Here is a 23,378-nt window from a genome sequence, read left to right on the forward strand (position 1 = left end):
GGCCCGCTCGAGGCCTCGACGATGGGTGAGGCACCGCCTCACCAGGCGTTGATGATCGTCGTCAACGGCCCGGTGGTCAACCGGTTCAGGATGCGCGAGCCGAGTCGCGTGCGCTGACTCGGCCCTCGACGCCGACGGCTATAGGCGGCGAGTCCGGTGTCGAGGTCGCGCGCTGAGGTGAGCTCGGCGCCGAGAGCCGCCGCGTCGATGAGCGACTCGCAGGCTCCTCGCCCCAGGTTCGGCGCCATGGCATGTGCCGCGTCGCCGACGAGCGCCACACCCGGGCGGACGTAGCTGCTGAGTCGTGGCACCTCGAACAGGGGCCTGGCGTCGATGGACTGCTCCGTGACCTGAGCGAGCACCTCCCTGACAGCGGGGTGCCAATCTCCGTAGAGGCCACGCAGCGTCTTGGCATGACCCCACGGCTGCGGACTCGGCGGCAGCTGGACAGTTCTGGCGCAGGCGAACCAGTTCGTGTGGCCGGGGGAGTGCGGGGTGATGCCGAAGATGCGGCCCCGGCCCCACGTCTCGGAGATCTCGGTCGCCTCACCGGGCACGACCCCACGGAGCGCGGTCGTCCCAAGCGCTCGCGGGCTGGCGTGCCGCCAGTGTCGGGCACGCACGACGCTGTTGATGCCGTCCGCACCGACGAGCAGTGGTCCGTGGTTGGCGCTCTCGGCAACTTCGGCGGCGGCTGCGGTGTCTCCCCACACGATGGCGTCCGAGCCGAGACGGGTCGTCACCTCGTCCGACAGCGCCAGAAGCAGGGTCGGCCTGGGGACGATGCGCGCCTCGCGTCCGGTGCCGAGCCGCGCGAGGATCCGCCCGTCCGCACGACGGATGCTCCCGCCCGCGTGCGCCTCGGTCTCGTCGCGTATCCGGGCCCCGACCCCGATCGCATCAAGCGCGGCCATAGCGTCCGGCCACATCGCGAGACTGGTTCCGCTGCTGGGGAGGCTCGTGGCGCGCTCGCGGACGGTCACCTCGAAGCCAGCCTTGTGCAGTGCAAGCGCTGAGGCGAGCCCAGCGATGCCGCCCCCGATGATCGTCGCGCGCCTGTCCATACGCGCAGGCTACTACAGGCGTAGTGGCGGCACTACGTCTATAGTTCGAGGGTGCCCTCCACACGCGATCGCTCGCTCTCCGCCGCGCTCCAGCTGCTTGCTTCTGGCGGTATGCGTGCGCTCACGCACGCTCGCGTCGACGCTGAGGCTGGGCTGCCGCGCGGGTCGACCTCCAACCACTTCCGGACGCGGCAGGCGCTGATCGAGGGGGTCATCGAGCGCCTGGTGAGGAGCGACTATGCGGAGTGGCTCCTGACGTACGAGTGGGGAGAGCCGAGCGTCGAGCGCTTCTGCGCCGCCATCGAAGCGGCGGTCGATTCCATGACCGGCACTGGGCGCGAGCAGACGCTCGCTCGCTACGCGCTGGTCCTTGAGGGCACCCACAACCCGTCAGTGGCCGCGGCCATCCAGGAGGGGCGCGATCGGTTGCGCAGCTGGGCCGTCAGCGCGGTCGCCGGCCTCGGTGTGAGTGGCCCTGAGGCGCGCGCCTTCGCCCTCTTCGCGTTCATCGACGGGGTTGTCCTGCAGCGGCTCTCCGCGCCTTCGGAGGGGCAGTCGACCGAGGGGCCGTCGAACGAGGGTGAGCCGAACGAGGGTGAGCCGAACGAGGGCCGGGTGGGTGATGCTGTCGACGTGGGTCTCACGGTGCGGCGGATGCTCGCCGAGGGGTAGGTGTCCCCGTCCGCTGCGCGCGGGTGGACATCACCGGGCTGGCACCGTCAACCGGCTGGGTGCAGCTCTGCCGCCCAGGCTGACGTTGCGACGGCGATCTGCTCGCGCCCCTCCTCGTCAGGGATGGTCGCCGTCCCGTCGCCGGACTGCGGGCCGTAGTTGCCGAACATGGCATGGTTGGCGCCGTCGACTTCGAGGGTCTCGGCGTCCGCGGGGAGCAGGCCGCGTGCATCGGCTGCCTTCTGCGGGGTGGTGAGTCCGTCGGCGCTTCCCGTGATGCTGAGGACATCGAGCGAGGTGTCGGCCGTGAGGTCGTTGGCGCAGTAGCTGCCGAAGAGGAGGAGGCCGGCCACGTCGGGCGAGTCGGCGAGCTGGCAGGCGCGGACTCCGCCGAGGGAGTGCCCGCCGACGGCCCAGGTCGTGACGTCTGGCGCGGCGGCCGAGTAGTCGTCGATGGTGCGAGTGTCGAAGAAGGCGAGGTTGAGGAGTGGCTGCGGGATGACGACGGTCATCTGTTCGTCGGTGACGAGGCTGGAGAGCTTGGCGGCGTAGGCCGCTGGCTCGACCTTCGCTCCGGGGATGAAGACGAGGCCGGTTGTGCTCGCAGTTTCGGTCGGGCTGAGCACCAGCGACCCGTCGACTTCCGCGATGGTGATCGCCGGGTCGTCGGTGACGGACGCGAGCGGTTCGGGTTCGGCGGCCATGACGCCGACGTTCGCCCAGATGAGGAACGCGGCGATCGCGGCGACGAAGACGCCGGCGATGATGGAGAAGCTCCAGATGAGCGTGCGCCGGAGCCGGCTGCGCTTGGGTCGACGCGGCTGCTGGTTCGGGGGAGTTGCTGGCACCTTGCGAGGGTACTCCTCAGGCGCTGGCGCGGGCGTTTCAGGCGTTAGCGGGGGCGTTCCTGGGGGTGCTGGTGACTGGCTTCTCAAACGCGAAGACGGGCAGGTCGAATTCGGGGATTCGCCGCTCGCCGCCTTCGAAGCCGGAGGCGCGGTAGAGGGCGACCGCCTCGGGCTGCCGTGACCCGGTGGTGAGGAAGATGCGGGTGTAGCCGAGCTCGGCTGCGGCGTTGTCGAGTTCGCGGAGCACCTGCTGGGCGAGTCCGCGGCGGCGGTGCGAGTCTCGCGTCCACATGCGCTTCACTTCGGCTGTGGTGGCGTTGTAGCGGCGGATCGCGCCGGCGGCGACGAGGAGGTCGCCGTCGAGGATGCCGATGAATGCTCCGTCCGGGGCGAGGAAGTCGCTGACGGGGTAGGCGCCGATGTCGTCTTTGTAGAACTCCCGGTACCTGGTGCGGTACTCCTCGTCGAGGGCGTCGAGCACCTCGGCGACCTCGGCGGAGGCGATGTCGAGGCGGCGTGCGATGAGCGCGGATGTCATGCGCACATGGTGCGCTGCATTGCCGCTTCTCGCTTCGCGACTGGCTGTCCGGTGACGCCGTGTTTCGCCCGGCGAAGCGCGGTGTCGTCTCGTGTACTCGTCTTGCGTCGCCTGCTTCCGGCTTGGTTCCTGCGTTCCTACGCTGACGCAAGAGGTTTCGTCATGGCGACGAGGGATCGCGACCAACGAGAGGGCAGCACATGAGCATTTCCGTCCGCACCGATGGCGGGCTCTCGATGGCCATGCGCCTGCAGAGGCTGTTCTCGCAGCTCTTCGTGTCAGAACGCTCGGGTGTGGGCGAGCAGAGGCTCCTCCTGCGCGGCGTCGGCATCGAAGAGGTGTAGACGAGATCGGCATGTGCGTCGCCCCGCGTCAGAATGGCGGCGGATCGTTGCTCGGGTCTCGTTCCATCTGAGGTCCGGATGGCCCCCCGGATGTGGTCGCGGTCGAGGGGTCGGCCGTGGATGGGGCTTCGCTCTGCGCGTTGATTTCGGCTGTCGGCACGAACCGAACGCCCTGCCGCTCGGGTTTGTCGGCCAGGACTGTTCCTCCTGGCGTCTTCCACTCGAGGACTCCGCCTTCGAGCTGGTCGACTGACCACGGTGTGGCGTGGCGCATGACGTGGTGGAAGACGCAGAGGTGTTCGAGGTTCCCGAGGCAGGTTTTCCCACCGTGCTGCCATTCCTGGGTGTGGTCGATCTGGCAGGCGCGTGCTGGGAGGCGGCAGCCCGGGAAACGGCAGTGGACGTCGCGGGCTGCCAGGAATCTCCGCATGGCCGCGGTCGGCGTGTACGTGTCGACGGCGAGTACGGTCCCGGTTATGGGGTGTGTCAGAATCCTCGTGAACATCGGTGCCAGTGCGGCCAAGCGCTTGGCTTCGTCGATCGGCACGGGTGAGAGGCCGTCGAGGAGCGCCGGGGGACGGCCGGGTTCGCGTTGGTCGGCGAGCAGGGTTGTTGCTGGGATGACCAGGTTCACCGTCGCCTGGACGCCATTGGCTGCGGTTGTCGAGGTGGGGTCGCTCGTGAGGAGCTGGTCGCAGACAAGGTCGGCGCTGACTTCTCCAAGTGTTCGCTCGTCGGGTTCTGACTCTGGAAGTCCGCCGGCGGCAGCGGCGGCCTTCTCGGCCTTGGTGCGTGCCCGCAGGACACGCGTCGCCTGCTTGCGGACTCTGTCGCGAACGGCGGTGAGCAGGAGGAGCGACCCTCCGACGTGCAGCACTCCGTGACCATCGCCCGCGTCGGTCACAGAGACGAAGCCCTTCATGCGCGTTTTTCGGCGCCGCTCCGCGAGTGGGATCTGCGTGAGTTCCTCCGCGATGCGAGCGGTGATGCGCCTGAGTGCCGCCTCCGTGAGGATCTGTCCGCTCACCTGGTCGAGAGCGATCTCGACGTAGCGGGCGCGGAGCGAAGCCTGCTCGGATTCCACTTCGTGGGAGATGAGAAGCCCTGACGAGACGATGGCGTCGAGGTGGTGGCCGGAGATGCGTCCGTCTGCCACTGCATCCACTGCGGCGGGGAACTCCCGGACGGCGTTCCACGACCCGGCGAGCTGCCGAATCACGAGACTGTGCTTCGCCTGCACTTCGAACGAGATCTCCGCCGAGATCGAACGGACGTGCATGCCCATCTCGGGGTGGCCGTCGGCAAGGTCGAGGAGGTAGCCGAAGTTGTACGCGCGAGCCTCGAGCAGGATCGCCTCAGCGTCGATAGCGCGCCTGGCTGACTCGATGCGGGCGGTCTCGGACAGGATCGCAGCGCGTTCGGCGGCGACGGAGGCTGGGTCGTTGACGTCGAAACGCCACCGCTCCTCGAAGCTCGCTGCCGGCTGGTACATGGGTCAACCCTAGCATTACTAGAATCTAGTTACTAGGAATAGTCAGTAACTTTCTGGCTCCGAATTCCTAGGTCTGCGCCGCTCCGACGACAGACCGAGGGGGACTCGCGCCCGCTAGGAGAGCTGGCGCGCCACGAACCCGAGCGCGGCCGCCGTGTCGACGATCTCGGTCACGGATTCGCGCGGCACGACGACCAGCGGATAGGCGTCGCTGTCCTCCTCTAGGAACACGAGCGCGAGACCGGCGGGTGCAAGCAGCGCGTCCGCGGCGGCGGATGCGGTTGGCACATCCCCGTCCACGTCTCCGATCTCGTCGGTGTCGAGCCCGATGCGGACGACTCGAGGTACGCCGGCGAGGGCATCCGCGAGTTCCATTGCGGTGTCGTCGGCGTGGAGGTACGCGAGGGCGCCACAGTCATCGAGCGCGTCGATGAGGGCGCCCCAGGCCTCGTCGGCGCCGTCGTCCTCCTCGACGCCGCTCTCGTCGGTGTCTGCCTGGTGGTCGTCGCCGTCATCCTCTTCGCGGTCATCATCGGCCCCGACGTGCAGCACCTCCTGGACGCTCGGCCAGATCTCCGGGTCGTCATCGATCAGCGTGCAGAGGCGTTCCCAGGCGATGTAGTCAGTCACGGCCCCGAGGCTACCCGCCGAAGCGTCACGTCCTACGCGCCCGCGACAGCCGCGATGAGTCCATCCACGTCGCCGTCGGTGGTGTCCCAGGAGCAGAGGAAGCGCACGAGGCCGGTGGAGGCGTCCCAGGTGTGGAACGCGTAGCTCTCGCTGACGCGCTCGGCGACCTCGCCCGGCAGCACGGCGAAGACGCCGTTTGCCTGGCGGGGGAGCGGTACCGAGCAGCCGTCGATGGAGTCGATGCCGGCGGCGAGGCGAGCGGCCATGGCGTTCGCGTGCTCGGCGTTCTCGCGCCACAGCTCGCCGCCGAACAGCGCGAGCAGCTGCGCTGAGACGAAGCGCATCTTCGATGACAGCTGCAGGTCGATCTTTCGAGCCTCTTCGACGCCGTACACGGCTTCCGGGTTGACGACGACCACGGCCTCGGCGGCGAGTGCCCCGTTCTTGGTCCCACCCAGGCTGATGACGTCGGCCCCCGCGGCGCTCGAGACCTCGGCGAGCGTGCAGCCGAAGTGCGCGGCGGCGTTCGAGAGGCGAGCGCCGTCGACGTGCAGCCACATGCCGTTTGCGTGGGCGGCGTCGGCCAGTGCGCGGACCTCGTCCGGCGAGTATGCGGTGCCGACCTCGGTTGCCTGGCTGATGCTCACGGCGAGCGGCGTGGCACGGTGCACGTCGCGCCGGACGCTCGCCGCGCGCTCGACGTCGGCGGGGGTGAGCTTCCCGTCCGGGGTCTCGACGGTCAGCAGCTTGACCCCGCCGACCCGCTCGGGTGCCGCGTTCTCGTCGGTGTTGATGTGCGCGGATGCTGGGCACACGACTCCGCCCCAGCGCGGGACCATCGACTGCAGCGCGACGACGTTGGCGCCCGAGCCGTTGAAGACCGGCAGGCCGATGGCTGCCTCTCCGAAGAGCTCGCGACACAGGTTCTGGAACGCCGTCGAGTACGGGTCGGCCCCGTACGCGCCGACGTGCCCGCCGTTCGCGGTGACCAGCGCATCCAGCACCTGCGGGTGGGCGCCCGCGGCGTTGTCGCTCGTGAACGTGCGGATGCTGGGGTCGTGCAGCTGCGAAATCACCGATCCATTCTCGCGCACGCCACGGGTCGATGAAAACTCATGTGTTCGCGTCTACCCTCGGTATATGAGCAACGCCGAGGCGAACCCCATCGAGGCGCGGCTGCAGGACGCCTACGAGACCGGCCAGGTCATCGCGGGCATCGAGCTGCTGCTGCCCCGCGAGGTGCCGCTCGGCGGACCCCGCTCGCTGCCCGTCCTGCGCTCGGTCCCCAACAAGTACCGCCACTTCATCGGGGCGTGGTGCTTCATCGACCACTACGGCCCGGTCGACCTGCCGTCGGATGGCGGGATGGACGTCGCCCCGCACCCGCACACGGGCCTGCAGACGGTGAGCTGGCTGTTCTCCGGCGAGGTGCTGCACCGCGACTCGATCGGCAGCGTCCACGAGGTCGCGCCCGGTGGCGTCAACGTGATGACGGCGGGCCAGGGGATCGCGCACTCCGAGGTCTCGCCGACACGTTCGACCCGTGCGCCGGTGCTCCACGGGGTGCAGCTCTGGGTCGCGCTGCCCGCCGAGCGTCGCGGCATGGCGCCCGCCTTCGCGGGTCTGGACCGGTGTCCGTCGACGCAGCTCGAGGCGTCGACGGGAGTGGACGGGCGCGTCGAGGCGACCGTCTTCATGGGGGAGTACGCCGGTCTGCGCTCCGACGCCCCGAGCTTCTCGCCGCTCGTGGGGGTCGAGCTCGCGTTCCCGGGCTGCTCGGAAGCTGAACTCGCACTGGATCCGGCCTTCGAGCACGGTGTGCTGGCATGCTCGCCTGGCATCACGGTCGACGACGTGGAACTTCCCGTGGGCGCCGTCGGCTACCTGCCCGCCGGGACGGGACGTACCGTCGTGGGTGCGGCGGAGGGCGGACGCGCGCTGCTGCTCGGAGGCCTGCCCTTTGAGGAAGAGATCGTCATGTTCTGGAACTTCGTCGGCTCCTCGCACGAGGACGTCGCGGCGGCGCGAACAGAGTGGGAAGCGACCAGGGCGTCGCTGTCAGCGGATGCGCGCTTCGGCGCCGTCGACAGTCACGACGGGAAGACACTCGCTGCCCCGGCCCTCCCGACCGTGCGCCTCAAACCCCGCGGTCGAACCCGCGACGCCTGACGCGCACGGCCCGAGAACTCGGCCTCAGCCCGCCCCAGCCCCAGCCCCGGCCCGGCAAGGCCTCAACGATCGCGATCCTCCGCGTCGACGACGGGAATCGCATTCGTGAACACCGATGCCCGCTCCTGGGCCTCGACGCTTCCCGTGAAGAGCCCAGAACCTCCCGCACTCGTGTCATCGCTGCGGGTGTCTTCGTCCTGAGACGCACGTGATGCAGCGTCATCTGGAACCGCGGGCTCGGTGATGAGCACCCGCTGCACCGGCAGTGCCGACGGCATGGTGCGCTGCAGCCAGGTGACCATGGCCTCGCGCACGAAGCACCGGAGGTCGAACAGGGTCGGCGCATCCACCGCCGTCACGAGGATGCGGATGCGGACGAGCCCACCCGTGGCCTCGGTCACCTGGAGCACCTGGGCGCGGCCATCCCAGAGGTCGGTCTGCGTGAGCACCTCCGCGAGGCGCTCGCGCATGAGGGCTGGAGAGACCCGCCAGTCGACGTCGAGCTCGACCGAGCCGAGCAGCTCACTGCCCTGCCTCGTCCAGTTCTGGAACGGCTGCGTCGTGAAGTAGGTGCACGGCAGCACGAGACGCCGGTCGTCCCAGAGGTCCACGACCACGTAGCTCAGCGTGATCTCGCCGATCCGGCCCCACTCGTCCTCGACCACCACGACGTCGTCGACCCGCAGGGCCTCGCTGAACACGAGCTGCAGGCCGGCGAAGATGTTCGCGAGCACCGACTGCGCGGCGAGTCCCGCGACGACCGACGCGATGCCGGCCGAGGCGAGGAGGCTGGCGCCGACGGTGCGCACTGCGGGGAACGTCAGGAGGATCGCCCCCAACGCGATGATCACGATGACGGCGACCGCCAGGCGTCGCAGGATCAGGGTCTGGGTGCGGATGCGACGAGCGACCCGGTTGTTCGCCACGTCGATGCGGTTGCGGCCGAGCGTGATGTCGGTCGAGAAGGCGACGAGGCCGGCCATGAGCCAGGCGCCAGCGGCGATGACGCAGATCGTCAGCGCGTGGTAGATCACCTCGCGCCAGGAGCCCTCGCCGGAGGCGGGGAACGCTACTGCGACGGCGATCCACAGCGCGATTATGAGCACGACGACGCGGAAGGGGCGCCGCGTGTGCCGCACAAGCGGTTCGGGCCAGCGCATTCGCTTCGCGACCAGGCGGATGATGAGGGCGACGGCAGCGGTCAGGGCGACCGCGGCCGCGACGGCGACAGCGAGTGAGATGGCAAAAGCGAGCCAGGGATCGAGCACGTTCCTCCTTGGGGAGTGGAGGTCCCTCTTCGGGCCCGCGGAAGCAGGCGGCGCGGAGGGCTGGAGCAACCCACGCTAGTGACCGAGTCTCCGTGCTCCCTGGCTTGTGACCAGAAGCGGGGCGCGCCGGAGCGTCAGGCCCTGCGCTCTGCGTCCGAGCGCTCCCGCCACCGGATGAGGAACCTCCGGTCGAAGGAGGGCGCGCAGCGCAGGCAGGACACGAGTCTGCCGTTGGTCGGGCGACGGAACCTCAGCACTTCGTGCCCGTTCGGACAGGTGCCGACCCACTTGGCGAACTCGGACGCAACTTCACCGTCGTGCGTGCGCCCGCCGACGTAGCCGAGCTCATCCGCGATGCGCTTCCATTCCGGCCCGTGCCCCGCCTTGTGGCCGGCGACCGCGTGGGCGACCTCGTGCAGGAGCGTCTGGTGCACGGTGTCGTCGTCGTACCTCGCCGACAGGTACCGCGAGACTGTGATGCGCTTGTCTCGGAAGTTGCAGGCGCCCGCGCGCTTCTTCGCGTGGTCGAAGCCGAAGCTCCAGCTGTCGTCGAGGTGCATGCGGATGAGGGCTTCCGCCCACACCTGCACCTTGGCCAGGTCGGCCACCGCGCCGCTTAGGAGTCGATCGAGGTGATCGGTTCGCTCAGTTCCGAGGAGGGCTCCTCGTCGCCCTCGAGGATCGCCCGGGTCACGCGGATCGCGAACTTCGACGACTGCAGCTGGTCGGCAGCCACGCCGCGTGCGAGGCGCAGCTCGTGGGCCCGCTCGAAGTCGACGAGCGCCTCCGTGTACTCGCGCTGCTCGAAGCGCACCTTGCCGCGGTGCTGCAGCGCGAACGCGGCCAGTTCGTCCCACTCATGGGTGAGCGCCTCGTCGACGCAGCCGGTCAGGTCCTGGAGTGCGACGTCGTGCTTGCCCTGGAACTGCTGCACCTGCGCCTTGCGGACGCGTGCCGCGAGGGCGTCCTCGCGGGCGCCGGTGAAGCGCGACTGGCGGTACGCGGTCTGCGCCGTGTCGAACGCCTCGTCGAGGCGGCCGAGCATGCGAAGCAGCGCGACCTTCTCGTTCAGCGCGGTGAGGGATCGCAGCACGGCGATCTCCGCGAGGCGAGCCTCCGCGGCGTCGACGTCGATGCGCTCGCGGAGGGTCTCCGGGTCGTAGCCGAGGATGATGGGAGCGTCTGACACCCCAGCAGGTTAGTCGCAGCGGCGGCGGTTTGGGTGCATCCCTCGCCGGGTTGTGGACAGCGGATCCGATCAGGTGTCGGCGGGGTTCACCAGCCGCCCTGTCTGCGCTCGCGGAAGAGGCTCTTCCCTGGCAGGGGCGACGCTGTCGCCGATGCGTCCCTGGCCGGCTCGGCGCCGCGGGTGAACTCGCGCACGGCCTTGCCGCGAACGACGACGGCTGGCGGGAAGCCCGACGCGACGCGTCGCTCGAGTCCGGGCAGCGCGAGTGCATCGGCGGAGCGCGAGGCGACGGCCGCGATGTTGCCGAAACGCCGGCCCTTCAGCATGGCGGGGTCGCCGACGAGCGCGACCTCGCCGAACACCTCGAGCAGCGTCGCGACCTCCGCGCGGGCGAACGCGAGGTCGTGGCCGTCGGCGATGTTCACGAGCACGACTCCGTCGGGCTTCAAGAACGGTTCGAGCTCGGCGAAGAACTCCACGCTCGTCACGTGAGCCGGGGTCTGCGCGCCAGAGAAGATGTCGACGACGATCGCGTCGACGGAGCCGAGCAGGCCGCGGGGGAGTCTGCCGAGCTGCTCACGCGCATCCCCGTAGCGGACCCGGATGCTCGCCCCGGCCGGCAGCGGCACGACCTCGCGCACGAAGTCGACGAGCGAGCGCTCGAGCTCGACGACCTGCTGTCGTGAGCGGGGCCGGGTGGCGTCGACGTAGCGGGGGATGGTGAGCGCCCCGGCTCCGAGGTGCAGGGCCGTGATGGCCGCTGATTCGGGGAAGGCGAGGTCGAGGACGTAGCCCATGTGGCGGATGTACCCGAACGAGAGCTCTCTCGGGTCGAGCGGGTTGACGGCCGATTGAGGGGTGCCGTCGACGATCAGGGTCCACTCTTCTCCGTCGCGCGAGAAGCGGGCTTGGGCTCCTGAGTCGAGCTTGACGCTCTGCGGGCTGGAGCTGCTGGGGGTCTTCTCGCTGGCTGACGGCACCTGGCAAGTCAAGCAGAGACACGCTGGGTTCGAGCAAGGGTGGCCTTGTTTGGAATCGTTCAAAACAACTGCCAGCATGGACGCATGGCAACGACAACCGAGCTCGAGGTGGGCGAGCGACACGACGCCGCCTTCTGGCGCTCGGCGCTGCGCGACGCCGGGCTCCGAGTGACGCGCCAGCGCGTGACGGTGCTCGAGCTGCTCGACGCCGACCCGCACGCGTCGGCCGAGCGGATCTTCGCAGTGGCGACCTCGCTTCGCGCTGAGCTCGGCTCGCTCACCCTGCAGGCTGTCTACGGCATCCTCGACGACCTCGGTCGCGCGGGCCTCGTGCGTCGGTTCGACGCGCCCCGCACCGCGGCCCGCTTCGAGACCCGCATCGGCGACAACCACCACCACGCGGTCTGCGACGAGTGCGGGCGCATCGAGGACATCGACTGCTCGGTCGGTGAGGCACCCTGCCTCGTCCCGGACGCGCCGAACGGGTTCGCCGTGCACACGGCAGAAGTCGTCTACCGCGGCGTCTGCGCCGACTGCGCGACACGCTGACCCGTGTCCGCGCACCCAGACTCATCCCCCAGTTCACAGCCCAGCTGAATCCGAAGAGGAGCGTTATGACTGACTACATCGACCCGACAGTCCCATCCACCGAGACCAACGGCCGTCCCACGGAAAGCGACCGGAACTCCCTGAGCGCGGGCGCAGACGGCCCGCTCATGCTGCACGACGTGCGCCTCGTCGAGACGCTCGCGAGCTTCAACCGCGAGCGTGTGCCGGAGCGCAACCCGCACGCGAAGGGTGCAGGCGCCTTCGGTACCTTCACGGCCACGCACGACGTCTCGCAGTACACGCGCGCCGCCGTCTTCCAGCAGGGCGCCGAGAGCGAGACGCTGCTGCGCTTCTCGACCGTCGCGGGCGAGCAGGGCTCGCCCGACACCTGGCGCGACGTGCGCGGCTTCTCGCTGCGCTTCTACACGAGCGAGGGCAACCTCGACATCGTCGGCAACAACACGCCCGTCTTCTTCCTGCGCGACCCCATGAAGTTCCCCCACTTCATCCGCTCGCAGAAGCGCCTCCCCGACTCGGGCCTGCGCGACAACACCATGCAGTGGGACTTCTGGACCCTCAACCCCGAGACCGCTCACCAGGTCACGTACCTGCTCGGCGACCGCGGCCTGCCGCAGTCGTGGCGCCACATGAACGGATACGGTTCGCACACGTACGCGTGGATCAACGCGGCGGGCGAGCGCTTCTGGGTGAAGTACCACTTCATCTCCGAGCAGGGAGTCGAGGTGCTGTCGAACGACGAGGCAGAGAAGCTCGCGGGCTCCGACGCCGAGTACCACCGCCGCGACCTCTTCGAGGCCATCGGACGGGGCGACTTCCCGCGCTGGAAGCTCAACGTGCAGGTCATGCCGTTCGAGGACGCGAAGACCTACCGCATCAACCCGTTCGACCTCACGAAGGTGTGGCCGCACGCCGACTACCCGCTCATCCCGGTCGGTGACCTCGAACTCAACCGCAACCCGGAGAACTTCTTCGCGCAGATCGAGCAGGCAGCCTTCTCGCCCTCGAACCAGGTGCCTGGCACCGGAATCTCGCCGGACAAGATGCTGCTCGGCCGCGTCTTCGCGTACCCGGACGCCCAGCGCGCCCGCGTCGGCACGAACTACCAGCAGCTCGAGGTGAACCGGCCGAAGAACGCGACCAACTCGTACACGTTCGACGGCAACATGACCGTGTCGCACTCCGGTGCCGCGCCCGTCTACGCTCCGAACTCGTTCGGTCGCCCGTACGCCGACCAGACCGGCCCGGTCGAGAACTCGTGGGAGACCGACGGGGACCTGGTGCGCAGCGCGTACACGCTCCGCGCCGACGACGATGACTTCTCGCAGGCGGGCACACTCGTCCGCGAGGTCTTCACGCAGGAGCAGCGCGACCGTCTCGTGGAGACTGTCGCCGGTGCCCTCGAGACCGTCATCGAGCCCGTCCGCTCGAACGCGTTCCAGTACTGGGTGAACATCGACCCGGAGACCGGTGCTCGCATCCGTGCCGCAGTCGAGGCCAACGCCGTCGACAGCGACCCCGCGCCAGTGGGCGTCGGCCACTAGCCGGAACGGCGCGGGCCGCGGCCCCGCAGACGAGCGTGCCCCCTCGAGTGCTTCACTCGAGGGGGCACGCTCGTCTGCGTTCGCGAGGGCGACAGGTGGTCAGGAGGCGCGCCAGTACCCGCAGTTGCGCGACTCGAACGTGCTGTCCTTGGCGTCGATCGTGACGACGATCTCGGCCTGGGTCTTGTCGTACGACGTCTCGATCCACTCGCCCTTGTCGTCGTAGCGGAACCAGCGGCAGTTGTCGCTCGGCGTCTCGGGCTTGTAGGTGCCCGGCTTGATCTCGTCGCCGACCTTCCAGACGCCGTCGTTGAAGCGCGTGCCGTCGTTGCCGGCGGTGACGTTGGCCTCGTAGGTGTTCAGCGAGGTCCTGGCGGACTCCGCGTCCGGGTGCTCAGGGCAGAGGATGAGGGCGGCTTCGAGCTGCGACGACTGCTCGTCCGTCGAGATGCCAGGGGAGATCGCGAAGTAGAACCCCGGGGTAGCGCAGAGCGCGTAGACATCGGCGAGGCGCACGTCGTCGGGTGCCACGTCCTTGTCGTCGTCCGTGGCCGCCTGTCCGAGGGCGTCGAGTGCCTTCTGCTCGGTCTCCGAGAACGTGGTCCCGCCGTTCGACTTGCCCGTGCAGCGGGTGACGTCGTCGCCGAGCGCCCAGATCTCGGCAAGGTCGGATGGGGCCTCCGCGAACGTGCGAGTGTCGGTCATCCGGCAGGCGTAGCTGACGGCGAACGCGCCGGGGTCGGACGACTCCGAGGGGGTCGTCTCGCCGGGCGCACCTGGAGTGCTCTCCGCGGTCGAGGTCGTCTCGACCTCTGGCGTCTCGCCGCCGGACATCTGCCCGACGAGCGCGCATCCCGACAGCAGGAACAGGGCGGTCAGCGCGACCGCTGACGTGCGCACGAGCTTCTTCACGAGGTCTCCTTCATGGCGAGGGCATGACACGGCCGAAGGTGGGGCGGGGCGATTCCTCGCGATCCGACGAAGCCGACCGTGCTGGAAGACACGCTAACGGAACTGGGTGGCTGGGGGTGGATGCGGGGGAGGACTCCCCGCAGGAAGCCGGGAAGCCGACGCCCCACGGGTCGTCCGGGAGACGACTGAGGGCAGGGGCTCAAATGCCCCTGCCCTCAGCTGATGCGTCTCGTTGGCTTACGCGTCGCGGCGGCGGGTGAGCGCGAAGCCGCCGAGTGTGAGCGCGGTGAGCCCTGCGAGCGTGACGAGGACGAGGTGCTCGGCACCGGTCGTCGCGAGGGCACCTCCGTCCGTGCCGCCGGCCGCGGATTCAGGCCCGTTTCCGTGCGCTGACCCGTCTCCCGGTGCCGTGCTCGCCCCCGGCGTCGTCGTCCCGCCCGGAGCGACGGTCGCGCCGGGGGTCTCCGTTGGCGCGGGTGTCTCGTCCGGGGCGCACGCGATCGAGCCCTGTTTCAGTGCGTCGGCCTTCACGCCGTCTTCGAGCCAGTAGGTGGCGCGTGTGCCGTCGACGCAGGTCTCGTTGGCGGCGATCGCGAAGCCCTCGTTGTTCGTGTCGGGGAGTCCCGCGGGGCGGGCGACGTGCGTCACCGTGTACCCGGCCGTGCCGTCTTCCGCGCCGAACTGGAACAGTGCGCTCGTGCCGCCGCATCCGTTGTCGCACATTCCCCAGAGGGTCTGCGTGGACTCGTCGTAGTCGAGGGCCATGACGCCGCCGAGGCCGGACTCGAGGGTGGCGACGCGGCTCGCGCTGCCGTCGTCGAAGAGCGCGTAGGCGTAGACGCCTGCGGTCTCCTCGACGGCGACGAAGAACAGGCCGTTGGCGCCCGGGTAGTTCGCCGAGTCGTACGGGGCGCCCGTGTTCTCGTCGAGCAGCTTGCCCTCGAGCTCGCTGTCCGCGACCCACTCGATCGCCTCGATGCCCGTGTTGGCGCCGACCTGCGGCAGGCTCGCCGTGAGGTCCCACTCCGCCGTCGCGACGATGTCAGCGCCAGTCGCGTCGCGCAGGTTGACCTTCAGGATGGTGTTCTTGTTGGTCGACTTCTCGGAGTTGTCACGCTCGGAACCGATGTAGACCGAATCAGGCTGGTCTGCCGAGACCGTGACGCCCTCGGCGTCGGGGCCAGCGGCCGACGGATTGCCCGCATCCGCCTGGAAACGCACTCGCTTGGGCTCCTCCCAGCCTGGTGCGGGGGAGACGCTGCCGTCGGTCGCGACGTCGAGGCGGTAGAGGTTGCCCGTGCCATTGTCGACGGCCCACAGCGTGCTGCCGTCCGGCGAGTACTGGTAGTCGAGGCCCGACATGTCCTCGCCGAGCGTGATGCCTCCCGCGATGGGGGCGACGTCGGGTGAGCCGGTCCACGGGTCGGCCTGCGGCGCAGTCGGTCCCGGCGTCTCGACGGGCACATCCGAGCACGCGTTGAGTGCGCCCTTCGTCGACGCGGTCGTCGAGCGGAAGTCGCCGTCGCCGTCGGCGCAGCGCGCCCAGCTCACCTCGACGTGGTCGATCCAGGTCGTCGTGTCGACGATGGTCCCTGATGCGTCGGCGAGCGTCGCGCTGTCACCGCTGCCGAGGCCGAAACCGAGGAGGCTCTCCTCGTAGACGAAGAACTCGCCGGGCGCGAGCACCGTCGCGGCTGGAGCGGGCGCTGGGGTGTGGCCGGCGTTGTCGTCGACGATCGTCCAGCCGGAGATGTCGACGGTGTCGCCGCCGCGGTTGTAGACCTCGACCCAGTCGCCTGGCGTGCCGCCGTTCGACTCGACCTCGTTGATGACGACGGGGGAGGTCGGTGCGACGCCCGAGAAGCGGTTCTCAGCACCCTTGGTCGGCTCTGAGGTCTCGGTGAATGCCCCGCTGCCGTTCGGGGAACGACCGTAGCTCGTGGCGGCGTGCTGGGTCCAGGAGTGCTCGTCGACGACGGTCGTCCCGTCAGCGGCGAAGAGCATGGCACTGTCGCCGCCACCCAGGCCGAAGGCGAAGTCCGCCTCCTCGACCACGAGGTACGCGCCAGCCTGCAGCGTCGTGCCCTCGGCCAGCAGGAATCGGTGCGTCTCGTCCTCCGGCGAGTTGTCGGTGAGGACATAGCCACTGAGGTCGATGGCGCCGACGCCGGGATTGAACAGCTCGACCCAGTCGCCCGGCTCTCCGCCAGACGACTCGATCTCGTTGATGACGACGGCGCCGGTTGCGGCCTCGACATCGTTGGCAGCGGCCTTGCTGCTCGCGGTCGTCTGAACGAAGTCGCCGATGCCGTCTGGGAGCCGTGCGTAGCTCACGTCTGCGTGCTGGGCCCACGAGTGGGCGTCCACGAGAACGCCCGCAGCGTCGAAGATCCGCGCTTGATCCTCCTTGCCCAGCCCGAAGCCGAACTGCGTGTCGTCGACGACGAGGTAGGCGCCAGGCTGGATGCTCGTGCCGGCTGCGAAGCGGAAGTCGCGGGTGTCGTCGTTGTCCTTGACGGCCCAGCCCGAGAGATCGACGGGGGCGTCGCCCGTGTTGACCAGCTCGATCCAGTCGGTCGTGTCGCCGTCGGACTCGACCTCGTTGATGACGACGCCGCTCGCGTGCACCGTGGGGGAGGGGGCTGCGCTGGCCGACATGGGGGCTGCCAGGGCCGCACCTCCGCCGATGATCAAGGCGACAGCAGCCGCCACTGTGGTTCGTTGTGCTTGCACGCACGCGCTCCTCTGCGCTCGGGGGACGAAGCGACGTGCACTCGGGGGTGAGCGCATGCGCCGCGGTCATCGAACCCGGGGCGGGTGCCTCAGCGGTAGCGAGGACCTGAACGGAACAAGAACAAGGCGCGGTCCACGGGTCGCAAGCGAGGCGAGGCGAGGCGAGTGGAGGGGCGGCGCGGGCACGACTGAGGGCAGGGTCTCGAATGCCCCTGCCCTCAGCTGGCACGTCTCGGTTCGCTACGCGTCGCGGCGGCGGGTGAGTGCGAAGCCGCCGAGCGTGAGCGCGGCGAGCCCGGCGAGTGTGACGAGGACGAGGTGCGCCGCACCGGTCGTCGCGAGCGCTTCATCCTTCGCGCCCGTCTCCGTTCCGCTTCCCTGCCCGCCGCCCGCGGCCCCGCCGGGGCTCGGAGTCGCGCCTTGCGTGTCCGTCGCTGCGGGCGAACCCGTGGGTGCCGGTGTCTCCGTGCCGCCCGGGGTCTCTGAGGGTGGCGTCACGGCGGGTGCGCACGCGATCGAGCCCTGCTTGAGTGCGTCGGCCTTCACGCCGTCCTCGAGCCAGTAGGCGGCGCGGGCGCCGTCGACGCAGGTCTCGTTCGGCGCGATCGTGAACCCCTCGTTGTTGGTGTCGGGGAGTCCGGCGGGTCGGGCGATGTGCGTCACCGTGTACCCGGCGGAGCCGTCTTCCGTGCCGAAGTGGAACAGCGCGCTCGTGCCGCCGCATCCGTTGTCGCACATTCCCCAGAGCGTCTGCGTGGACTCGTCGTAGTCGAGGGCCATGACGCCGCCGAGGCCGGACTCGAGGGTGGCGACGCGACCGGCGCTGCCGTCGTCGAAGAGCGCGTAGGCGTAGACGCCTGCGGTCTCCTCGACGGCGACGAAGAACAGGCCGTCGGCGCCCGGGTAGTTCGCCGAGTCGTACGGGGCGCCCGTGTTCTCGTCGAGCAGCTTGCCCTCGAGCTCGCTGTCGGCGACCCACTCGATCGCCTCGATGCCCGTGTTGGCCTCGACCTGCGGCAGGCTCCCGGTGAGATCCCACTCGGTTGTCGACACGATCTCGGCGCCCGTCGCGGCTCGGACGTTCACCTCGAGGATCGTATTCCGGTTCGTCGACTTGACGGAGTTGTCGCGCTCCGCGCCCACGAAGACCGAGTCTGGCCGCTCCGGCGAGAACGTGACGCCCTCGGTGTCCGGGCCCGCCGCATCCGGCTTGCCCGCATCAGCTTGGAAACGCACTCGCTTCGGCTCCTCCCAGCCCTGCGCGGGGGTGACGCCCCCGTCAGCCGTCACCTCGAAGCGGTAGAGCCCGCCCGTGCCGTTCTCGACGGCCCAGAGCGTGCTGCCGTCCGGCGAGTACTGGTAGTCCAGGCCCGACATGTCTTCGGCGAGCGTGATGCCACCGGCGATCGGAGCGACGGCGGCATCACCCGGCCAGGGCTCGCTGTCGGGAGTCGTGGGACCTGGTGTCTCGGTCGGGGCGTCGGCGCAGGCGTTCGCGCTCCCCTTGGTGACCACCGCGGTCTGGGCGAACTCCCCGGTGCCGTCGGGGCAGCGTCCGTACGTGGTCGCCGCATGCCGGGTCCACGAGTACTGATCGACGACGGTCGTCCCGTCCGTTCCGAACAGCCGCACGCTGTCAGCGCCGCCCAGGCCCAGATCGCTCTCGCCGTCCTCGATCACGAGGTGCGCTCCCGGCGCGACGACCGTGCCGGCCGGGATCGTGTAGCGGTGCGTCGGGTCTTCCGGCGAGTTGTCGGTGAGGACGTAGCCTTCGAGGTCGATCGCCGCCGTTCCCGGGTTCGCGAGCTCGATCCAATCCCCTGGCTCGCCACCGGACGAGTCGATCTCATTGATCACGACGATGCCGGGGCCGGAGACGGGCAGCTCGGTCGCGTTCGCGGATGCGGGCACGGCCAGTACCGCACCTCCACCGATCATGAGGGCGACAGCTGCCGCCAGGTTCATTCGTTGTGCTTGCACGCACGCTCCTCTGTTGTGAAATGGCGACCTGGGGGAGCTCAGGCGGGCGTCGCCGCGGGCAAGTCTAGACACCGTGTGGGGATTCGCACCCGTGCCGGATCCCTTCCACGAGACGAATCGCGAATCGTCGTCCTCATTGACGGGAAAAGCGAAGCGCCGACCTCCATTGGAGGTCGGCGCTTCGCGGAACTGCTGCTGCCGCGGCGGTCAGGCTGCCTCATACGTGAGGCAGTCCGCGGCGTCGTTGCCCTGGGCTCCGACGCGGATGGCAGGGGCGCTGCAGGTCAGGTCCTTGTTGAAGCGGCAGTCTGCGGCCTGGCAGGCACCCACTCCTGCGATGACCTTGTCGAGGCCACCCTTGCGGTCGAGGGGGATGAACGTGGCGCAGCCCTCGTCGCCGTCGATCGTCACAGCGGGCGCGTGGCAGCCGTCGTGGTTGAACGAGCATCCGGCGACAGAACAGGTGCTGACGTTGGGGAGATCGAGCAGTGTCATGATGTGCCTCCGTTGTTGGGTTGCCTCAACGGTAGGAGCCCGCGGGCCCCGTATTCAAGCCGACACTGGACTCGATCGTGTCTTTCTGATAAGGGGAGGTTCGCCTTGCTGAGCGGAGCCTTGCCTGCCTCCACGCGCACCCGGCGAGGTTCGGACGAGGCGCGTTATACCTGAGATTTCAGATTGAGGCAAGGTCGGGGTAGACATACCACCAATCGGCGCATACACTCGATGTTTGCGCTTCGTCTCACCATGCCTTCATATTGCGGTCGGCCTGGCAGTGCTTCTCTCACCAACATCTTCGCGGGTCGTCATCGACCGCGTCCGTTGATGATGGGCATGCCTTGTACATCGTGAAACGTGGCGGAACCTCACCGACGACACTACTGGCATCTCGCGGAATCCGCGGGATCGTGGAGGGAACTTCCTTGGCTGCTGCGCGCAACGCATCTCCGACGCCTACGACCGGTCGGAATGCACGCCGACTCTCATTCGCGAAGATCAGCGACACACTCGATGTGCCAGATCTCCTCGCTCTGCAAACCGAATCCTTCGACTGGCTCGTCGGCAACGACGCCTGGAAGCAGCGCCTCGCTCAGGCGCAGGCTGAAGGCCGCACCGACGTCGCTCTCCGCTCCGGCCTCGACGAGATCTTCGAGGAGATCTCTCCGATCGAGGACCTCGGCGAGACGATGCAGCTGAGCTTCACCAACCCGTACCTCGAGCCCGAGAAGTACTCCCTCGAGGAGTGCAAGGAGCGCGGCAAGACGTACTCCGCGCCTCTCTACGTCGAGGCCGAGTTCATGAACCACCAGACGCTCGAGATCAAGACGCAGACCGTCTTCATGGGCGACTTCCCGCTCATGACGAGCAAAGGCACGTTCATCATCAACGGCACCGAGCGTGTCGTCGTCTCGCAGCTCGTCCGCAGCCCGGGCGTCTACTTCGAGCGCACCCCCGAGAAGACCAGCGACAAGGACGTCTTCTCGGCGCGCATCATCCCGAGCCGTGGCGCATGGCTCGAGTTCGAGATCGACAAGCGCGACCAGGTCGCCGTTCGCATCGACCGCAAGCGCAAGCAGTCCGTCACGGTCTTCATGAAGGCCCTCGGCCTGACGACCGAAGAGATCCGCGAGCAGTTCGCCGGGTACGAGTCCATCGAGCTCACGCTCGAGAAGGACGACATCCGCACGAAGGAAGATGCCCTCAAGGACATCTACCGCAAGCTCCGTCCGGGCGAGCAGGTCGCCACGGAGGCGGCGCGCGCTCTCCTCGACAACTTCTACTTCAACTCGAAGCGCTACGACCTTGCCAAGGTGGGTCGCTACAAGATCAACCGCAAGCTCGGCATCGAGTCCGCGATCAGCGAGTCGGTTCTGACCGTCGAGGACATCGTCTCGACGATCAAGTACCTCGTCGCGCTGCACGCCGGCGACGAGAAGTTCGACGGCAAGCGCAACGGCGAGCCCGCCGACATCCGCCTCGACGTCGACGACATCGACCACTTCGGCAACCGTCGCATCCGTGCTGTCGGCGAGCTCATCCAGTCGCAGGTCCGCACCGGACTCAGCCGTATGGAGCGTGTCGTGCGCGAGCGCATGACGACGCAGGAGATCGAGGCGATCACCCCGCAGACCCTGATCAACGTGCGACCAGTCGTCGCCGCGATCAAGGAGTTCTTCGGAACGTCGCAGCTCTCCCAGTTCATGGACCAGAACAACCCGCTCGCGGGTCTCACGCACAAGCGTCGCCTCTCAGCCCTCGGGCCCGGCGGTCTCTCGCGTGAGCGCGCAGGCGTCGAGGTCCGTGACGTCCACCCGTCGCACTACGGCCGCATGTGCCCGATCGAGACGCCCGAAGGCCCGAACATCGGTCTGATCGGCTCGCTCGCGACGTTCGCCCGCATCAACGCCTTCGGCTTCATCGAGACGCCGTACCGCCGCGTCGTCGACACCAAGGTCACGGAGCAGGTCGACTACCTGACCGCGTCCGAGGAAGACGAGTTCGTCGTCGCACAGGCCAACGCGCCCATCGGCGCCGACGGCCACTTCGTCGAGGACGAGGTCCTGGTCCGCCGTAAGGGCGGCGAGGTCGAGCTCGTCCCAGCCGGCGAGGTCAACTACATGGACGTCTCCCCGCGCCAGATGGTGTCGGTCGCGACGAGCCTCATCCCGTTCCTCGAGCACGACGATGCGAACCGCGCGCTCATGGGCGCCAACATGCAGCGTCAGGCCGTGCCGCTCGTCCGCAGCGAGAGCCCAGTCGTCGGAACCGGTATGGAGGGCTTCGCAGCCATCGACGCCGGTGACGTCATCACGGCGAACCGCGCGGGCGTCGTGCAGTCGGTCTCGGCCGACCATGTCGTCCTGCAGCTCGACGAGGGTGGCACCGAGTCCTACTTCCTCCGCAAGTTCGACCGCTCGAACCACGGTACGTGCTACAACCACCGCGTTGTCGTCTCGGCCGGCGAGCGCGTTGAAGAGGGAATGGTCATCGCGGATGGTCCTGCGACGGAGAACGGCGAGCTCGCGCTCGGCAAGAACCTCCTCGTCGGCTTCATGCCGTGGGAAGGCCACAACTTCGAGGACGCCATGATCCTCAGCCAGAACCTGGTGAAGAACGACACCCTCTCCTCGATCCACATCGAGGAGTACGAGGTCGACGCTCGCGACACCAAGCTCGGCAAGGAAGAGATCACCCGCGACCTGCCCAACGTCTCGCCCGAGCTCCTCAAGGACCTCGACGAGCGCGGCATCATCCGCATCGGTGCAGAGGTCCAGCCGGGCGACATCCTCGTCGGCAAGGTCACGCCGAAGGGCGAGACCGAGCTCAGCGCGGAAGAGCGCCTGCTGCGTGCCATCTTCAACGAGAAGAGCCGCGAGGTGCGCGACACCTCGCTCAAGGTCCCTCACGGTGAAGCCGGCACGATCATCCAGGTGAAGGTCTTCGACTCCGAAGAGGGCGACGACGAGCTCGGCTCCGGCGTCAACCAGCGCGTTGTCGTGTACATCGCGCAGGAGCGCAAGATCACCGAGGGTGACAAGCTCGCCGGCCGTCACGGCAACAAGGGCGTCATCGCGAAGATCCTGCCGGAAGAGGACATGCCGTTCCTCGCCGACGGAACGCCGCTCGACATCGTGCTCAACCCGCTGGGCATCCCGAAGCGCATGAACTTCGGCCAGGTGCTCGAGACGCACCTCGGCTGGGTCGCGAAGACCGGCTGGAAGATCGAGGGCGAGCCCGAGTGGGCGAAGAACCTCGTCCCCGAGGCCTACGAGGGAACCCCGGGCGTCAAGCTCGCGACCCCCGTCTTCGACGGCGCGACCGAGGAAGAGCTCACGGGCCTCCTCGACTCGACGCTCAAGACGCGCGACGGCGACCGCCTCATCAACTCGACCGGAAAGACCGTCCTGTTCGACGGCCGCTCCGGCGAGCCGTTCCCGGACCCGATCTCGGTCGGCTACATGTACATCCTGAAGCTGCACCACCTCGTGGACGACAAGATCCACGCGCGTTCGACGGGTCCGTACTCGATGATCACGCAGCAGCCACTCGGTGGTAAGGCGCAGTTCGGTGGACAGCGCTTCGGTGAGATGGAGGTGTGGGCGCTCTACGCGTACGGCGCCGCATACACGCTCCAGGAGCTCCTCACCATCAAGTCCGACGACATCGTCGGACGCGTCAAGGCCTACGAGGCCATCGTCAAGGGCGAGAACATCCAGGAGCCGGGTATCCCCGAGTCCTTCAAGGTTCTCCTCAAGGAGATGCAGTCGCTCTGCCTGAACGTCGAGGTCCTCTCGGCTGACGGCACCGCGCTGAGCCTCCGCGACAACGACGACGAGGCCTACCGGGCCGCCGAAGAACTCGGCATCAACATCTCCAGCCGCTTCGAGTCCTCGTCCGTCGACGAGATCTAAGCCTCCCCGACACGACGAAGACTCATTCTTCACAAG

At 68.5% G+C, this 23,378-nt stretch carries 20 protein-coding genes; 6 read left to right on the forward strand and 14 right to left on the reverse strand.

Annotated features, from left to right (window positions below):
* Positions 1-38 precede the first annotated feature (38 nt).
* Positions 39-1,064, reverse strand: coding sequence for an FAD-dependent oxidoreductase (locus tag HDC34_RS05815; RefSeq protein WP_179556226.1), 1,026 nt, complete (start codon positions 1,062-1,064; stop codon positions 39-41).
* A 51-nt stretch (positions 1,065-1,115) separates the two neighbouring features.
* Here HDC34_RS05815 and HDC34_RS05820 point away from each other — a divergent pair, with 51 nt between their 5' ends.
* A complete protein-coding gene (locus tag HDC34_RS05820) occupies positions 1,116-1,736 on the forward strand; it encodes a TetR family transcriptional regulator (RefSeq protein WP_179556227.1) in 621 nt (206 codons plus the stop codon).
* 47 nt (positions 1,737-1,783) lie between these two features.
* Here the strand turns inward: HDC34_RS05820 and HDC34_RS05825 are convergent, their stop codons facing one another.
* Positions 1,784-2,584, reverse strand: coding sequence for an alpha/beta hydrolase (locus tag HDC34_RS05825; RefSeq protein WP_179556228.1), 801 nt, complete (start codon positions 2,582-2,584; stop codon positions 1,784-1,786).
* Positions 2,585-2,621: 37 nt separating this feature from the next.
* A complete protein-coding gene (locus HDC34_RS05830) occupies positions 2,622-3,122 on the reverse strand; it encodes a GNAT family N-acetyltransferase (protein ID WP_179556229.1) in 501 nt (166 codons plus the stop codon).
* 200 nt (positions 3,123-3,322) lie between these two features.
* On the opposite strand from HDC34_RS05830, the gene HDC34_RS05835 reads away from it, so the two are divergent.
* The gene (locus HDC34_RS05835; RefSeq protein ID WP_179556230.1) at positions 3,323-3,466 is read left to right on the forward strand and encodes a hypothetical protein; all 144 of its coding nucleotides are present in this window, start codon (positions 3,323-3,325) and stop codon (positions 3,464-3,466) included.
* Between the two features lie 28 nt (positions 3,467-3,494).
* Here HDC34_RS05835 and HDC34_RS05840 read toward each other — a convergent pair whose 3' ends face one another.
* The 3 genes from HDC34_RS05840 to HDC34_RS05850 all read right to left on the reverse strand — a co-directional run bounded on the left by HDC34_RS05840 (position 3,495) and on the right by HDC34_RS05850 (position 6,661).
* Positions 3,495-4,958: an HNH endonuclease signature motif containing protein gene (locus tag HDC34_RS05840; RefSeq protein WP_179556231.1), complete on the reverse strand. Its 1,464-nt coding sequence runs from the start codon at positions 4,956-4,958 to the stop codon at positions 3,495-3,497.
* A gap of 114 nt (positions 4,959-5,072) precedes the next feature.
* A complete protein-coding gene (locus HDC34_RS05845) occupies positions 5,073-5,588 on the reverse strand; it encodes a hypothetical protein (RefSeq protein WP_179556232.1) in 516 nt (171 codons plus the stop codon).
* A 32-nt stretch (positions 5,589-5,620) separates the two neighbouring features.
* A complete protein-coding gene (locus tag HDC34_RS05850) occupies positions 5,621-6,661 on the reverse strand; it encodes a low specificity L-threonine aldolase (RefSeq protein ID WP_179557109.1) in 1,041 nt (346 codons plus the stop codon).
* A gap of 67 nt (positions 6,662-6,728) precedes the next feature.
* Between HDC34_RS05850 and HDC34_RS05855 the strand changes: the two genes are divergently transcribed.
* Positions 6,729-7,757 (forward strand): pirin family protein, encoded by a 1,029-nt coding sequence (locus tag HDC34_RS05855; RefSeq protein WP_179556233.1) that lies wholly within the window; start codon positions 6,729-6,731, stop codon positions 7,755-7,757.
* 62 nt (positions 7,758-7,819) lie between these two features.
* Here HDC34_RS05855 and HDC34_RS05860 read toward each other — a convergent pair whose 3' ends face one another.
* The 4 genes from HDC34_RS05860 to HDC34_RS05875 all read right to left on the reverse strand — a co-directional run bounded on the left by HDC34_RS05860 (position 7,820) and on the right by HDC34_RS05875 (position 11,194).
* Positions 7,820-9,025, reverse strand: coding sequence for a mechanosensitive ion channel family protein (locus HDC34_RS05860; protein WP_179556234.1), 1,206 nt, complete (start codon positions 9,023-9,025; stop codon positions 7,820-7,822).
* Positions 9,026-9,159: 134 nt separating this feature from the next.
* The gene (locus HDC34_RS05865) at positions 9,160-9,633 is read right to left on the reverse strand and encodes a SprT-like domain-containing protein (RefSeq protein WP_179556235.1); all 474 of its coding nucleotides are present in this window, start codon (positions 9,631-9,633) and stop codon (positions 9,160-9,162) included.
* An 8-nt stretch (positions 9,634-9,641) separates the two neighbouring features.
* Positions 9,642-10,214 (reverse strand): hypothetical protein, encoded by a 573-nt coding sequence (locus HDC34_RS05870; protein ID WP_104254052.1) that lies wholly within the window; start codon positions 10,212-10,214, stop codon positions 9,642-9,644.
* 86 nt (positions 10,215-10,300) lie between these two features.
* A complete protein-coding gene (locus HDC34_RS05875) occupies positions 10,301-11,194 on the reverse strand; it encodes a fused MFS/spermidine synthase (RefSeq protein ID WP_308807276.1) in 894 nt (297 codons plus the stop codon).
* Between the two features lie 84 nt (positions 11,195-11,278).
* On the opposite strand from HDC34_RS05875, the gene HDC34_RS05880 reads away from it, so the two are divergent.
* Entirely contained in the window at positions 11,279-11,743 is a 465-nt protein-coding gene (locus HDC34_RS05880; RefSeq protein WP_179556237.1) for a Fur family transcriptional regulator, read from the forward strand.
* A 65-nt stretch (positions 11,744-11,808) separates the two neighbouring features.
* A complete protein-coding gene (locus HDC34_RS05885) occupies positions 11,809-13,305 on the forward strand; it encodes a catalase (RefSeq protein WP_104312725.1) in 1,497 nt (498 codons plus the stop codon).
* 99 nt (positions 13,306-13,404) lie between these two features.
* Here HDC34_RS05885 and HDC34_RS05890 read toward each other — a convergent pair whose 3' ends face one another.
* From HDC34_RS05890 to HDC34_RS05905, 4 genes are all read right to left on the reverse strand, one after another.
* Positions 13,405-14,217, reverse strand: a complete 813-nt coding sequence (locus HDC34_RS05890) for a hypothetical protein (RefSeq protein ID WP_179556238.1) — start codon at positions 14,215-14,217, stop codon at positions 13,405-13,407.
* A gap of 237 nt (positions 14,218-14,454) precedes the next feature.
* Entirely contained in the window at positions 14,455-16,950 is a 2,496-nt protein-coding gene (locus HDC34_RS05895; RefSeq protein WP_179556239.1) for a lamin tail domain-containing protein, read from the reverse strand.
* Positions 16,951-17,190: 240 nt separating this feature from the next.
* Entirely contained in the window at positions 17,191-18,930 is a 1,740-nt protein-coding gene (locus HDC34_RS05900) for a lamin tail domain-containing protein (RefSeq protein WP_179556240.1), read from the reverse strand.
* Positions 18,931-19,137: 207 nt separating this feature from the next.
* On the reverse strand, positions 19,138-19,425 hold the full coding sequence (locus HDC34_RS05905) for a DUF1540 domain-containing protein (protein ID WP_104254046.1): 288 nt from the start codon (positions 19,423-19,425) through the stop codon (positions 19,138-19,140).
* Between the two features lie 428 nt (positions 19,426-19,853).
* Here HDC34_RS05905 and HDC34_RS05910 point away from each other — a divergent pair, with 428 nt between their 5' ends.
* Positions 19,854-23,342, forward strand: a complete 3,489-nt coding sequence (locus HDC34_RS05910; RefSeq protein WP_104254045.1) for a DNA-directed RNA polymerase subunit beta — start codon at positions 19,854-19,856, stop codon at positions 23,340-23,342.
* The last annotated feature ends 36 nt before the right edge of the window (positions 23,343-23,378 follow it).

It is taken from the genome of Pseudoclavibacter sp. JAI123 (assembly GCF_013409665.1).
Taxonomy (GTDB): Bacteria; Actinomycetota; Actinomycetes; order Actinomycetales; family Microbacteriaceae; genus Pseudoclavibacter.

Excerpts from the sequence above, each read along its gene's own strand:
- HDC34_RS05815 (WP_179556226.1), bottom strand. The coding sequence starts at position 1,064 with ATGGACAGGCGCGCGACGATCATCGGGGGCGGCATCGCTGGGCTCGCC.
- HDC34_RS05830 (WP_179556229.1), bottom strand. The coding sequence starts at position 3,122 with ATGACATCCGCGCTCATCGCACGCCGCCTCGACATCGCCTCCGCCGAG.
- HDC34_RS05835 (WP_179556230.1), top strand. The coding sequence starts at position 3,323 with ATGAGCATTTCCGTCCGCACCGATGGCGGGCTCTCGATGGCCATGCGC.
- HDC34_RS05840 (WP_179556231.1), bottom strand. The coding sequence starts at position 4,958 with ATGTACCAGCCGGCAGCGAGCTTCGAGGAGCGGTGGCGTTTCGACGTC.
- HDC34_RS05855 (WP_179556233.1), top strand. The coding sequence starts at position 6,729 with ATGAGCAACGCCGAGGCGAACCCCATCGAGGCGCGGCTGCAGGACGCC.
- HDC34_RS05880 (WP_179556237.1), top strand. The coding sequence starts at position 11,279 with ATGGCAACGACAACCGAGCTCGAGGTGGGCGAGCGACACGACGCCGCC.
- HDC34_RS05885 (WP_104312725.1), top strand. The coding sequence starts at position 11,809 with ATGACTGACTACATCGACCCGACAGTCCCATCCACCGAGACCAACGGC.
- HDC34_RS05905 (WP_104254046.1), bottom strand. The coding sequence starts at position 19,425 with ATGACACTGCTCGATCTCCCCAACGTCAGCACCTGTTCTGTCGCCGGA.